Genomic DNA, 14,244 nt, shown 5'->3' on the forward strand with positions numbered 1-14,244 from the left:
CTGCCTCCGAAATACTACTTTCTTTATCAGTCCACTTCAGTTCCTTGGCAATGGCCATCCTGCAAATTCCTGTTTTTTGTCTCTTTTTTGCTGCTTTAGGCGCTTTTGAAACCAATACTGGTCATCAATTGCAGTGTATGCGGCTTATAGGGCCGCAGCAGCACCTCAAAGCTCCACCCTCGTTCTGGTCTAGTTTTCGGATACGAAGCAGGCTTGTCCTTGATCGGGATCAACAGCGACTAGACAAATGCAGGATGGCTACTCGTCAATTCGAGTGGAAACGGGGGCGGTCCCTCCGGTCCCACCGGTTTTGAAGAACTCTTTCAATTCTGTGTTCGGATCGGCCAATGCCGCAGCGGCCGTCAGGACTGCGGCAAGAAAAATCCCGAGGCAAATGGCCTGCAACAACGGGCGGGCATCTTGAACATCGTGGGTTCGAGACCGTGGCAACTTGAGCATTTTTGTATCCGCAGATTTTGCAGGAGTTCGATTAGTTGAATCGTCAGTCATGGCATCAGTCTTTTTGAACGTTGAGATAGCTGGCGGCCTAATCGATAAAATCGCGATAAAGGCGCAGGCCGAGCATCCGGGTCAGTTGGACCATAAGAACCAGCGCCAGCACGGGCAGAATTGCGGCCGGCCGCGGCACAACAACAAGCAGCATCAGGAGAACCGCTGCAAACCCGAAGAGGATTGCAGACAGCATTGTGCTGGTGTCATCGTTATGGCTGCGGGTGTTATCTCGGTGCTTCAGCATGGGGGGCTCCGTCATTTCCACGGCAGCACTTTTCAATGAAATTGCGCCGGCACACGGTCGCCACTTGGGCTTTGCTGGCGCCATTTCATGACATTTATGGGGCAGGCTAAGGCGGCGCAGCAAAGGCAGGAGCGCCGCAAAATGCATTGTCTCAAAATGGTTGTCAGAAGTTCACTCTGAATAATTCAAGTTTTTCACCTATTTATCGGTTAAATTGCTGATAATTATAAATAAAGAGAGACTTTAATTGAGTGATTTTATGGTTTGTTTTCTTTTTCTGACGATACTTGAAGCTGGGTAGGTCCAATGTAGAGAGTGTGGACAAATATGTCAGTGGAAGCGGCGCGTATTGCGTTGGCCAAAAATCCGGAAACCGACACGCCGGAAGAAAACCAAAAGGCGGTTGCTCCGGACGAGCCGCCAGCGTTGGCCCTAGCCGGACTGCAATTTTTCGTTGCCGATATCTCCAATAAAACAATTCTCTGGCACGAACTCGGTAGTCAAAGTTTTCATAGTGAAGTCAAAGATTTGCAGCAGGCTCCTTCGACCCAGGCTTTGCGAAATCTGGCTGCAGAAGACCGCAAGACAATATTGCACTTGATTCAGGGCGCGATTCGGGAGGGGTCGGCAGGACCCTTCGATGTGGGCGGGGGGCCTGATCACCGAATTCCGGGTATTCCGATTGTTGCTCAACGCTATGAACTTGCAGACGGTCGGACCGTCATATTCTGCTTCCCGTCCATTGGGGAGGATGAGAACCCCGGACGTATCGTGCTGGGACTCGCGCCGATCCTCCAGCACTTTGTAGCGTCCTCCAATCGTGTAGTTCTGCTGGTCGACAATTTCGGCTATGTGCGTTTTGCCAGCGATGGTTTCGTCAAGACGTTTCAAATCGAGGATGAGCGCCTGATCCTTGGGCGCAACATTGCTCACATCCAAAAGCGGGTCGGCCGGACGATCGTTTCTCTGGCACTTGGTGCACTGACCCGAAGGGCGAGCGCCACCGGGCGGGGGAAGTTTCTGCTGGCCTCCAATGATGCCATCGAGCTCGCCTATGAAGCCATGCATTTTCGCATTGGCGGAACAGTTGGCGGCGTTCTGTTCTCGGCGGGCCGGATCGGCGGCGATGTGGATTTCATGAAGGTATTTGAGATTTGCAGTGCCCCCATGCTGGTCGTCAATTCCAAGTCGCGCATGATCGTCGCAGCGAACAAGGCGGCGATGAAAACCTATCATCTGACAACAGACATTATGGACAATAAGACGATCACGGAGACCTTGCTTCATCCCAACAACTATTCGTCTTTGCTCGGTGCTGCCCAGGAAGGCGCTGAAATTCCCATGTCAGTTCCGGTTAATATGCTCAACGGTCAGACCAAAAAGAAACGCTTCCGGGCCATGCTGATTGACAAGGACAGCAAGGAGCCGAAGCTGGTTCTGGAAACCAGGAGCTAATCCGGGCTCCTCGCGTCCTCAATTGTGGTGGCAGAATATTCCTCCTTCAAAAATGCTGGTCAGGTCCTAAATACCTGCCCGCTTCTCCATGCAAAATTGCTCCCATGAAGCCTGTTTTGCGCAAAGTTTTCCTTGTTTTCCCGGGAAAGCAGTTCTACGTTCCGCGCGCTAACTTTCCCGTTTCCCCCTGGAGGACATTATGGGCTTTCTTGCTGACGCATTGGCGCGAGTTCAACCTTCTGCGACCATCGCTGTCACCAACAAGGCACGCGAGCTGAAAGCCGCAGGCCGCGATGTGATCGGTCTCGGTGCTGGCGAGCCGGATTTCGACACCCCGGACAACATCAAGGCAGCTGCCATTAAGGCAATCAACGACGGTAAGACCAAATACACGGCTGTAGATGGCATTCCGGAGCTGAAAGCTGCGATCGTCGAAAAGTTCAAGCGGGAAAACGGACTCACGTACGAAACCAATCAGATCACGGTCGGCACTGGCGGCAAGCAGGTGCTCTACAATGCACTGGTTGCCACCATCAATCCGGGCGATGAGGTCATCATCCCGACGCCGTATTGGGTGAGCTATCCGGATATGGTTCTGCTGGCTGGCGGCGAACCGGTGATCGTGGAAGCCGACAAGTCGACCTTCAAGATCACCCCGGAAGCGCTGGATGCAGCCATCACCTCCCGCACCAAGTGGCTGATCTTCAACTCACCGTCCAACCCGTCTGGTGCCGCGTACACGGAAGCTGAACTGAAGGCGCTCTGCGACGTTCTGGTCAAACATCCGCAAGTTTGGGTGATGACCGACGACATGTATGAGCACCTGGTCTACGACGACTTCGAGTTCACGACACCGGCTCAGGTCGAACCCTCTCTTTATGAGCGGACGCTGACCGTCAATGGTGTGTCCAAAGCCTATTCCATGACCGGATGGCGCATCGGGTATGCCGGTGGCCCGGTCGAGCTGATCAAGGCCATGGCCAAGGTTCAGTCTCAATCCACCTCGAACCCGAGCTCGATCGCTCAGTGGGCTGCGGTTGAGGCAATTTCCGGCACGCAGGACTTCATTCCGACCAACAACGAAGTCTTCAAAGGCCGCCGTGATCTTGTTGTCTCCATGTTGAACCAGGCCAACGGAATCTCTTGCCCGGTTCCGGAAGGCGCGTTCTATGTCTTCCCATCCTGTGCGGGCACCATCGGCAAGACAGCGCCGTCCGGCAAGGTGATCGAGAACGACGAAGACTTCGTCACCGAGCTTCTTGAAACCGAAGGCGTTGCGGTTGTGCATGGATCGGCGTTCGGCCTTGGTCCCAACTTCCGGGTTTCCTACGCAACCTCAACCGAAGCATTGGAAGAAGCCTGCACCCGCATCCAGCGCTTCTGCGGCAACCTGAAGTAAGACGTTCTGGACTTCGAAAACACGAAGGGCGGCCGAACGGTCGCCCTTTTTTGTTTTGCTTGTACCCTGGACTTGGCGAACCTCTAACTCCGTTCTAAAGGCCGCAGGAAATGGCGGTCGTAGCGCCGGATGCAATCGGTCTTTTCGGCCAGCTCATACGCCTTCAAGCAGTCTTCGTCTTCCATGCTTTTTGTCCGGTATTGCTCATATTCGGCCAATGACGGGAAGGAAAACAGGCAGACGGCCAGGTCATTCGGGCTTTCGTGCGGAAGATAGTAACCGTGATGAATGCCACCGAATTTTTCCACCAGCGGCACCCACATTTTTGCGTATTCCTCAAACTCCGCAATCTTGGACGGGTTGAGCTCATACCGCACATAACAGGTGATCAAAGTGGTTCTCCTCCAACTTCTGGCTGTTTGACATTACTTGCCAAGGAAACATCCAGAAGTTCAACCTCTTTGATCTGGCGACTGCTTGACCTTCTTGCGAAGCAAGCAAACAGCCTCTCAAAGGACTTGACCTATCCGCTGTCTAGCTCGCCCGGACCTGCTCGATGAAGCCGCTGACTTCAGACTTCAGCCGTTCGGATTGGGTCGACAACTCCTGCGAAGCTGAGGTCACTTCGCCAGCCGCCGCCCCGGTTTCCTGGGCAGCTTCACTGACACCGGCAATGTTGATATTGACGTCATTGGTTCCGGAGGCAGCTTCCTGAACACTCCGTGAGATCTCCTGAGTGGTCGCGCCTTGCTCTTCCATAGCCGCGGCGATACCTGTTGCAACTTCATTTAGGTTCAAGATGCTCTCTGAAATCTGCGACATGGAAGACACCGCGTCTTTTGTTGCGGACTGAACTTCTTCGATTTGCCGGTTGATCTCTTCCGTCGCCTTGCCGGTTTGTCCGGCGAGTTCTTTGACCTCGGAGGCCACGACCGCGAACCCCTTGCCAGCTTCGCCTGCACGGGCGGATTCGATGGTTGCATTCAAGGCAAGAAGATTGGTTTGTTCAGCGATATCGGAGATAATCTTGACCACATCACCGATTTTTTCGGCCTTATTCGACAGCACTTCAATCTGATGGCTGGTGTTTGAGGCCCGCTCAACAGCCTCTTGTGAAGCTTCAGATGCGCGAACCATTTGCCCGCTGATTTCGTTGATGGATGCAGCCATCTCTTCTGCAGCCGTGGCGACGGTTTGGACATTGGCTGTTGCCTGTTCCGAAGCTGCGGCAACGGTCGCAGCGCGGTTGTTGGCTTGGTCTGAAATATGGGCCATTGCTCCGGCCGTCGAATTCAGTTCTGTTGATGCGGATGAGACGGTCTCAATGATGGACCCGACCTTGGTATCGAAGTCATCGGCCAGCTGCTGCATGGTTTTGCGCCGTTCGGTGGCCGCGCGCTCGGCATCTTCAGCCTGTTGCTGTTCCAGCCGGTGTTTCTCTATGGCGTTCTCCTTGAACACTTGGACGCAATTGATCATGTCGCCGATTTCATTTGTCCGCATGGCCGGCAGCTCTACATCTGTATCCCCGTCTGCCAAACGGGTCATTGCCGCGATTAAACTCCGGAAACCAGAGCTCACCATGCGAATGATCACGAGGGCCAGGAGTATCACGCCAAGTACGGTGGCGACGGCTGTGGTGGTGGCCTTCCATTGATTGGCAACGGCGTGCGTCTTCATCGTCGCAAGGGAGTTCAAGAGATCGGCGCCGAGCGTGTCTTCAATCTCTTTGAGGCCATTGATTTTTTTAGTGATTGCCGCAAACCAAGTCCCGGCTTCCAGCCCCTCAAGGTCTCCAGAAAGACCGCCAGCGAAGATGGTCTTGCGCATGCGGTCGACATTGCGGGCAGGGGCACCAGACATGATCTGCTCAAAAAAGGCGCTTTGCTCCTTTGTCGCCTCGCTTAAAAAGACGTCGTTATACGTGTTCTGCATGGAGACAAGCTGTTTGAACTTGTCCAGAAGTGCGGGATCGAACTTGCCTGCAGCCAAACCATTGGAGCCGACTGCGCGTTCAATACCGGCCCGTTCCTTGCCCTGTAGGTAATTGGTGTAGGCAAACAGCCTGCGAACAATGACCGGGTCGCTGCTCAGCGACGTCATGGAGCCGATCAGCGACAGGTTTTTGCCATTCAGCTGAGTGTAATAACCAATCGCATCCTTGGCGGCGATCGCTTGCGTATCGACCTTGTCCCGGACCGTACTCATTTGATCAACTTGTTTCAGGATTGCTGACAGAGCTTTGGAAAACACTGGTCCATACGTTTCCGGATCAAAGGATGCCAAAAAGCTATCTAGCTCACCATGTTTGCCGTCAGTCAGTTTGCGCTGATTTGCCAGTTCGGTGACAAACCGGGTGCCGCCACTTCCCAGAAACACTGCAGTGGCGCCGCGCTCCTTTTGTTGTTCATGCACCACTGCGCTGAGTTTGGTTGAAAGATTGATCAGCTGACTGAGCTGTTCAGTCTCCTCAACGGTCTCGTATTCTTTGAAAACACTCTGTCCGGCAAATAAGATTGTCGCAATCAGTGGGATTGCTGCAACAAGCATGATTGCGTGAGTGATCTTGAGATTACGCATGAACATTTCTGGAATCCAGTTTTGACGAGGTGTCGTAAGGTACGTGTGCGGATTTGGAGGGTTTCTTGGTGTTTGAGGTTTCTAACTAGTTAAAGTGGAGTGCTGGATTGTTGATATTGGCGTAATCTGATACCTTTTGTCGCTCTTCTATTATCTATTCTTATGTTTATTGGCTAAGTATTAGTCCGTACAGTTCTTGACTTCGGTCAAGATTGATTTTTTTGATGAAATTCTTGTCTGCGTTACTTGGTGCGACTGGCGGCGGTCCAGATGCCTGATATTTCTTGCAGTGATGGTGGCTTGAAAGGCCTTAGGCTTTTCTGCTTCCAAAAGTTGCATTAGCATAAGGGCTCCTTTTGCGGAGTTCAGCATGACCCATTCAAAACAAAAGCGTTGGCTGACGGACCTTTTGGAAGGCTTGCCATCTATTGTCTTTATCCTGCTGTGGCGGCAAAGCGGGGATATTGAGACTGCGGGCTGGCTTGGGTCCGGTGTGGCGTTGGGGGTATTGGCAGTCCTGGTTTATCTAAAGGCCAAAATGCATCCGGTGTTTATCGGAATAAACCTTCATATCCTTTTGGCAACTCCGATAATTGTTGGGTTGTTCCGGACCGGACAGACAGAAATTGCTGAGGTGTTGTCGGCAAATACTCATTCCGGGGTGCTTGTGACAGTGCTGATCGTTGGGATTGGGCAAACTCTGTTTTCGGCAAGACGATTTTCGGCACTGGAAGACGTTTCAGACACTGTTCAGCTACGGTATTCGCTGGTGTTCTTGGGGGCTTGTGCGCTGGGCGCAGGCTGGGCGTTGACAACAACGGGCAGCAGTTTTGTGCCCGTAGTCGCGACGCTGACGGTGCTCTTTGTGGGCCGGAACTTCTTGCAGGCGCGTTTGAGCGACAAGAATGGGAGCGGAGCCGCAGCAGTTACCGGAAGCGCGGTTGGAAGCGGCAAGGGGTCTTCTGTAGATCCGGCCACCTGATGCTGGCGGGCTTGATTGCCACGTCCCTACGCGATCAAATTCAAAAAATCGGACCACTGCCGCATTGAGTGCTCTTGTGTTTATGTCGGAATAGGTCTAATCCGTACAGCAAATGCTGGACAAGTCATATTAGATGACCTAAAGTAAGTCTGGTGGAGTTACCGAAATATTTTCTGCTTTCCAATTGGTCGTTCTTAATGAACTTCCGGTACTCTTATCTGTTGTTTGTGAATAAGAGAAATATTTAAAAAGTATATCTTGCGCGATTTTCAGTGGGGTGAAGATGCTGCGGCAAGGCGATAACGAAAGCAGGCAGTAGTTCTGCAAGAATACAATCATGTGGGCAATTAAAACTGTGCTGTTCAGTGGAGGAGCTCATGGCTGACATTTTTAGGTTTTTTAATCCTGCGACAGGATCTCATTATTTCGCCGTCGGGGCGGAAGAGCGGGCAACAATCGCCGCGGCCAATCCCACCTGGTTAAACGAAGGCAAGGCTTTTGGCGCAGAGACTGTGCCGACAGAAGGATTGGTTCCGGTCGTCCGTTACTTCAATCCGGAATCCGGCCGGTACCTGTTTACTGCGAGCACGTTCGAACAAGCGATCATCGTCACCCAAGGCTGGGTGCCGCAAGAAACCTCCTTCTATGTGGCGCAAGGCGCTCCGAACACGGGAACGGGCAATACGCTGGCGGTGGTGCGGATCTACCACCCGGTGTTGCAGGTTCATGTCTGGTCTGCAAATGCGGAGGAGATTGCCATTCTGGAAGCCATTCCGGGCGCCAGAAATGAAGGCGTGGCCTATTATATCGATCCAAATTACAGCGATGAAACGCCGACCACACCACCGACGGATCCGGGTGAGAACTCCATCGTCTTGACAGAGAATGTGGATGTGCCGGGAGCGACCTCGCCGGCGCAGGACACACAGGGCACAGATGCGGTTGATGTTTATACGGCAGTGCATGACCCAACCGGCAATGCAACGACGTTGTCAAACTCCGATACGCTGGACGGTGCAGGTGGCACCGACAAGTTCAATTTGACGGTGGTCAGCACCGGGAACGGGGACGTCACAGCGCCGACATCCAGCAATGTTGAAGAGTTCAACATCACCAACCAGGTGACCAACGGCAATACGTTCATCCTGAATTTTCAAAATATTACCGGTGAAACAAAGGTGGCGGATGTGTCGTCGACAAGCACCGGCGGCAGCGTCAGCCGGATGATCAATGTCGACGACGGCACAACTGCGGCGATGACCAACACGCTTGGGCTTTTTGAAGTCAATTTCAGCGGTTCGCGGACCGGAACCAGCGATGCTTTTGCGCTGGAACTGAGTGGCGCGGGGTCGGCAACGCAAGTTTCAACCTTCAGCACGGTTACCACAAACGGAGATTCGGACAGCAGCTTTGAAGTTGCCAACATTACAAGCTCGACCACGGCCTCCTATGTCACACTGGACACGGGAACCGGGATGAGTTTGGCGACTGTGAATGTTTCGGGTGACGCAGCGTTGACCCTGGGTGAAAGCCAGAACTTTGCTGGCCTGAAAACTGTAGATGCCAGTGCTATGACCGCTGGCGGCCTGATGATGGATGCGCGCGGCAGCACGGAAAGCGGATTTTCTTTCACGGGCGGCAGCGGAGACGACAGGATCGTTCTGCTCAACACCACAATAAACACCGCAGCCACACTTAATGGCGGTGGCGGCACCGACACTCTGGCGACCCAAACCTTTGGTGGTTTGACCACCTCAGTGGTGAATTCGGCATCGAATTTCGAGATCCTGGAGGGCATCAATGGCGGTGAGACTCTGGCCGCAGCTGGATTTACCGGCATTAGCAACTTCCTGTTCTCAGGATCGGCAGCCAGCACTCAAACGACCATTTCCCAATTAGAGACTGCGGATACTGTTGCGTTTGCCTCCGATATCAGTTTTGCAGGCGACGATGCGTTGCAATTGCAGGGCAATGTTGTCGGGACAACGGCAAATCTTGAACTACGCGCGACCAGCTCTTCAGGTGGCGAAGTGTCTTTTGCCGCTGCCAACACTGGAGCCGACACGCATGTCATCGACTTGACCAATGTGTCGATCCTCAACCTCAGCAGCACGATCACGTCTGGCAGCCAGTCAAATGCCAACTTGATCCAAGCTAATCAGGCGGGAACAACGCACTTTGATTACGGTTTCGCGAACTCAGGAACACAAAACGTCAATATCTCTGGGTCGCATGCGCTGACCATTAGTGCGGTTGAAGGGCAGTCACTGGCCAGCGGTCAGAAGGTCGCCGGCTTCTCCGCGGCGGTCAATGTTGATGCGAGCAGTTTCACCGGTGTGCTGCGAATTGCCGGATCAGACAGCGCCGATTCCATCGGTGGTGGTTCTGCGGCCGATATCATCTATGGCCAGGATGGTGCAGATGTTATCACCGGTAATGGCGGGGCCGATCAGATCCGGTTCTCAGGCTTCAACAGCTCAACCGACAGACTGACGGACTTCACAGTCGGCACAGATAAGATTGGTCTGAACGACATAGATTTTGCCAACACAACGGCGACGCAAGCCGGTGCGGCACTGGATGCGGGCGACTACGGCACGGTGGCTGCTGTCACTGATATCGCAGTCGGGAATGCATTGCAGGTGATAGAGCTGTCGACCTCTCAGACCAGTACAGAGTTGACCACCAGCTTAGGCGCTGCGGTCGCGGCCTACGTTCTGGTGCACAATTCGACCACTGGCAAGGGAGAGCTTTGGTACGATACAGACTGGAGCAGCACGGCCGACAGATCGCAACTTGCGACATTCGACAATGTTACGACACTGGCAGGCGTTCAGAGCTTCAGCAACACTGATTTTGTGGAATATCTCTACTAGCAAGGCCTGTTCAGTTTTTTGGTTAGTCCCGGCAGGCTGTGTTCGCGCCGGGACATGCCGAAAATGAGTTTGTCCGGCTGTTGTTTCTGTTGATCTGCTGCGTCCGGTTCAGCCGGTTGTTGCTCTCGATGCGCTGCTGGGTCGAGAAGTTGTTCTGCTGACGGTTCAAATTCTGATTGAGCTGCTGTTGCGCAGATGGGGCAAGTGTCGAGCCCGGCTGGATGACACCGCGAGGTTGAATGGATTGGGCCATTGTCTGCTGGATGGGCAGAAAAACAAGCAAAGCTGCGGCGGCAAGAAAGCAGCTTGAATGCTGGAAAACGGATTTGTTGTCGAGCGTCATGCGGAGACTTCCTGATCTTTCGGAGCCGGTTTGTTCAATGTGCCTGCGGGGATGGACAGGACCGCTACAATTGCGGCCAGCGCGAAAATCATCATGTAAAACGCGGGCGCCATGTCGTCTGATGTGCGTTGAATAAGATAGGTCGCAACGGCAGGAGCAGTACCGCCAAATGTTGCTAGGGCGACATTATAGCCGATGGATATCACGCTGATACGTACTGATCGCGGCGCAATCTCGGTCATGGTGCCGGGATTGCAGCCAAACAGCACACCGATCACGAGCGCAAATCCGGCCTGACCGAGCACGATCATCCAGGCCGCTTGATGGTGGATCGCCCAGAACAAAGGGTAGCACAACACCAGCAGGAGCATGTTGAACGTGAGCAAGACCTTACGGCGGCCAACGACATCGGAGAGCCAGCCGCCCAGGGGGACAATCAGCATGATCAGCACAAGTGCGAAGGTGTTGATGTCCATGGCTTCGGCCGTGGAGATATGCATTTGTTCGGTCAAATAGGTCACGGCAAACACGAACATGATGTAGAAACCGACATTGGTCGACAAAGCGAGGCCCGCGACCCGAAGAATGTCGGCCCAATGATAACGAATGGCCTTTACCAGCGGCGGTGTTTCCTCTTGCCCCTGTTCGGATGCGCCGATCTCCTCTGTCACGTTCAAAGACCTGCGCAAGAGAACGCCAGCGGCCATAATAATGATCCCCGACAGGAAGGCGATCCGCCAGATTCCATCTGCCATCTGTGCATCTGTAAACAGGTTGGAGAGGACCGTGGTCAAACCAGAACCAAGCAGGAAACCGGCCATGCAGCCACACATTGAGACGCTTGCGTAAATACCGCGCCTGCGCCGCGGTGCCTGCTCTGCAATGAAGACGATCGATCCGGTAAATTCGCCGCCGACGGAAACCCCTTGTAGAACTCTGAATATGACGAGAAGCACACCGGCTGCCGGACCAATCTGGTCGTAGGTTGGCAACAGACCAATACCGACCGTGCTGATCCCCATCAATGTAATGGACAGCGTCAGGACGTATTTCCGGCCCAGGGTGTCCCCAATGTGGCCAAAAGCCATGCCGCCGAGTGGCCGGGCAAGGTAACCGGCGGCAAAGGCGCCGTAGACTGCCAGCAGTGAACTCAGCGGATCTGTTGTCGGAAAAAACTCAGATGCGATGTATTGGGCGAGGTAGCCGTAGATTGCAAAATCGAACCACTCAAGAACATTGCCGATCGCGCCGGCTGTCAGAACTTGGCGCATCGTCGGTTGCGGTGAAGTGTCGTTTCCGGTGGGCAGTGTGGCAGTTTCAGTCACGGTTGTCCTCCACCCGAAAATACTGTGTGGCCATAGTTCCATGCTGGCATTTTAGCCTGCTGATTGCCAGTTAGAGTTTTTCGCTGGTGCTGGACTTCATTAAGAAGACCGGCTGCAGGTGTGTGGCTGCTCAGTGATGAAATCTGTTCAAAACAAACTTGCCGATGCGGTCACAGGCTTTGGTCTTGACTCCGGTCAACGCCGAATTGGTGCGGTGCGGTGCATAATTTGCTTGCGTTGACGGGGACGTCGGCGCGACGATAAACCACCGCCCCAGACTGAAGGTTGCGAAAGCAATTGGGGCTTAGTGCCACGAGTGCTTTGCTTACGGCCTTCATTCCCATCCGGGCGAGACGCGGCAGGCCCGCGTCAATTCCGCCGGCCGCGCCGCGTTGTGACGAGGAGACCCTCGGGCAAACGGGAGGCATAGTATGGCGAATAACAATAATGGAAAGGTAACCTCGGGCGGCAGGGAACCGCGCTGCGTGGCGCTGGTCGGCCCCTTTGGCAGCGGCAAAACCAGTCTGCTGGAGGCGATCTTGGCGCGCACTGATAAGGTTGACCGGCAAGGGACGGTTGCCGATGGCAATACGATCGGGGACGGCTCTGCAGAGGCGCGTGCCCACGGCATGAGCGTGGAGCTCAACTTTGCCGATGCAGAATATCTCGGAGACCAGTTTCACTTTATCGACTGCCCGGGCTCCGTTGAGTTTTTGGGCGAGATGGATAGCGCGCTTTCTGGAGCAGATTTGGCTGTTGTCGTGGCTGAGGATGATGAACGCAAGGTTCCTGCCTTGCAGCTGATCCTCAAAGCTCTCGAAGCCCGCGCCATTCCGCGGGTTTTGTTTTTGAACAAGATCGATAAAAGTACCCGGCGGGTTCACGATGTCCTGAACCTCCTCCAGCCGGCGTCTGACGTGCCGCTTGTCCTGCGGCAAATTCCGATTTGGGAAGATGGCCAGGCGACCGGATTTATCGATCTGGCGCTAGAACGGGCGCATGTCTATCACGAGAAAGAAGAAAGCACCGTGATCGACATGTCCGATGAGGACCGGGCGCGGGAGCACGAAGCCCGCTTCACCATGCTGGAACATTTGGCCGATCATGACGACAGTCTGATGGAAGCCCTGTTGGAAGATATTGCACCTGACCGGGACCGGGTCTTCGCTGACCTTGTCAATGAGATGCAGGACGGCTTGATTTGCCCTGTGTTCTTTGGATCTGGGGAACACGGCAACGGCGTGACCCGGCTTCTAAAAGCGCTGCGCCATGAAGTGCCCGGTGTTGACCGCCTGAAAAACCGGATTTTAGACGATCAATCCGGAAGTGCGCTGCAGGTGATCAAGACCCTTCACACCCAGCACGGTGGGAAACTGTCTGTCGCCCGGATCCTGGAAGGTCAGGCAGCAGACGGCGACAATCTGGTGATGAAGGATGGCACGGAAGTCAAAATTTCCGGTCTTTTCTCTCTCTTCGGGCAGCATGTGAACAAGATTGCAACGGCCGGTAAAGGGGACCTTGTTGGTCTAGGACGCCTGGATGAAGTTCATACCGGCGACGTGTTGAGCCTTGAGGGCAGTGGTCTTACCAGCCTGGACCAACTGGAACCGCGGCAACCGGTGTTGGCAATCGCGATCGAGGCGGGCCAGCGCAAGGACGAAGTGCGGTTGTCGGCGGCACTCACCAAGCTGGTGGAAGAAGACGGCTCTCTGACGGTTCAACAAAACCAGACGACCGGCGAAACTTTGCTTAGCGGCCAAGGGGAAATGCATCTGCGTGTCGCGCAGGAGCGGTTGTCCGGCAAATACGGGTTGGAAGTCACAGCGCATACGCCGCATGTTCCCTATTCTGAAACCATCCGTAGCAGCACCAAGATCCGTGGGCGCCACAAGAAACAATCCGGTGGTCACGGCCAGTTCGGCGATGTGCTGCTTGAGATCAATCCCCTGCCGCGCGGTGAGGGCATTCAGTTCAGTGATCGGATCACCGGCGGTGTTGTGCCCAAGCAATATATTCCCTCTGTGCGTGATGGCGTGTTGGATGCCTTGAGCCAAGGGTCCTTAGGGTTCCCAGTGGTGGATCTTTCGGTCTGCCTGGTCGACGGTTCCTATCATTCCGTCGACAGCTCAGATCAGGCCTTCAAGATGGCAGGTATCCTGGCCATTCGGGAAGGGCTTCCTGAGTGCAAACCAGTGCTGCTAGAGCCGATCCACAAGGTTGTGGTTGCGTGCCCGAGTGATGCAACAGCGCGGATTAATGCCATTGTTTCGGCGCGGCGCGGGCAGTTGCTCGGCTTTGATGCAAGGCCAGGCTGGAACGGCTGGGATGAGGTCCAAGCTTTGATGCCAGAAGCGGAAATCGGCGACCTCATTGTGGAACTGCGCTCGGCGACGGCTGGGGTTGCCAGTTACACAGATGAGTTCGACCATATGGCTGAACTCTCAGGGAAAGCGGCTGACCAGGCACTGCAGAAGTCCGGCAAACAAGCTGCTTAATGCACTGAGATAAGTGCTCACAGGGACCGGTG

At 54.3% G+C, this 14,244-nt stretch carries 11 protein-coding genes; 5 read left to right on the forward strand and 6 right to left on the reverse strand.

The window, feature by feature from the left end:
* Window positions 1-258 precede the first annotated feature (258 nt).
* Together FJ695_RS11945 and FJ695_RS11950 are read right to left on the reverse strand one after the other, a co-directional pair.
* Window positions 259-459, reverse strand: a complete 201-nt coding sequence (locus tag FJ695_RS11945; protein WP_141185660.1) for a hypothetical protein — start codon at window positions 457-459, stop codon at window positions 259-261.
* Between the two features lie 88 nt (window positions 460-547).
* The gene (locus FJ695_RS11950) at window positions 548-757 is read right to left on the reverse strand and encodes a hypothetical protein (RefSeq protein ID WP_141185661.1); all 210 of its coding nucleotides are present in this window, start codon (window positions 755-757) and stop codon (window positions 548-550) included.
* A gap of 327 nt (window positions 758-1,084) precedes the next feature.
* Between FJ695_RS11950 and FJ695_RS11955 the strand changes: the two genes are divergently transcribed.
* Both FJ695_RS11955 and FJ695_RS11960 read left to right on the forward strand, forming a co-directional pair.
* The gene (locus tag FJ695_RS11955) at window positions 1,085-2,212 is read left to right on the forward strand and encodes a hypothetical protein (RefSeq protein ID WP_141185662.1); all 1,128 of its coding nucleotides are present in this window, start codon (window positions 1,085-1,087) and stop codon (window positions 2,210-2,212) included.
* A gap of 199 nt (window positions 2,213-2,411) precedes the next feature.
* Window positions 2,412-3,611: a pyridoxal phosphate-dependent aminotransferase gene (locus FJ695_RS11960; protein WP_141185663.1), complete on the forward strand. Its 1,200-nt coding sequence runs from the start codon at window positions 2,412-2,414 to the stop codon at window positions 3,609-3,611.
* Between the two features lie 83 nt (window positions 3,612-3,694).
* On the opposite strand, the gene FJ695_RS11965 is transcribed toward FJ695_RS11960, so the two are convergent.
* Both FJ695_RS11965 and FJ695_RS11970 read right to left on the reverse strand, forming a co-directional pair.
* Complete coding sequence (locus FJ695_RS11965; RefSeq protein ID WP_141185664.1) at window positions 3,695-4,003, reverse strand: NIPSNAP family protein; 309 nt, start codon at window positions 4,001-4,003, stop codon at window positions 3,695-3,697.
* Between the two features lie 142 nt (window positions 4,004-4,145).
* Window positions 4,146-6,191: a methyl-accepting chemotaxis protein gene (locus tag FJ695_RS11970; RefSeq protein ID WP_168206337.1), complete on the reverse strand. Its 2,046-nt coding sequence runs from the start codon at window positions 6,189-6,191 to the stop codon at window positions 4,146-4,148.
* Between the two features lie 370 nt (window positions 6,192-6,561).
* On the opposite strand from FJ695_RS11970, the gene FJ695_RS11975 reads away from it, so the two are divergent.
* Both FJ695_RS11975 and FJ695_RS11980 read left to right on the forward strand, forming a co-directional pair.
* On the forward strand, window positions 6,562-7,173 hold the full coding sequence (locus tag FJ695_RS11975; protein ID WP_141185666.1) for a hypothetical protein: 612 nt from the start codon (window positions 6,562-6,564) through the stop codon (window positions 7,171-7,173).
* A gap of 377 nt (window positions 7,174-7,550) precedes the next feature.
* Window positions 7,551-10,049 (forward strand): hypothetical protein, encoded by a 2,499-nt coding sequence (locus FJ695_RS11980; RefSeq protein WP_141185667.1) that lies wholly within the window; start codon window positions 7,551-7,553, stop codon window positions 10,047-10,049.
* Between the two features lie 22 nt (window positions 10,050-10,071).
* On the opposite strand, the gene FJ695_RS11985 is transcribed toward FJ695_RS11980, so the two are convergent.
* The gene (locus FJ695_RS11985) at window positions 10,072-10,392 is read right to left on the reverse strand and encodes a hypothetical protein (protein WP_141185668.1); all 321 of its coding nucleotides are present in this window, start codon (window positions 10,390-10,392) and stop codon (window positions 10,072-10,074) included.
* Entirely contained in the window at window positions 10,389-11,717 is a 1,329-nt protein-coding gene (locus FJ695_RS11990; RefSeq protein ID WP_168206338.1) for an MFS transporter, read from the reverse strand. The genes FJ695_RS11985 and FJ695_RS11990 overlap by 4 nt, the downstream gene beginning before the upstream one ends.
* A gap of 431 nt (window positions 11,718-12,148) precedes the next feature.
* Here FJ695_RS11990 and FJ695_RS11995 point away from each other — a divergent pair, with 431 nt between their 5' ends.
* Entirely contained in the window at window positions 12,149-14,212 is a 2,064-nt protein-coding gene (locus FJ695_RS11995; protein WP_141185670.1) for an elongation factor G, read from the forward strand.
* The last annotated feature ends 32 nt before the right edge of the window (window positions 14,213-14,244 follow it).

Source organism: Labrenzia sp. PHM005 (assembly GCF_006517275.1).
Lineage (GTDB): Bacteria > Pseudomonadota > Alphaproteobacteria > Rhizobiales > Stappiaceae > Roseibium.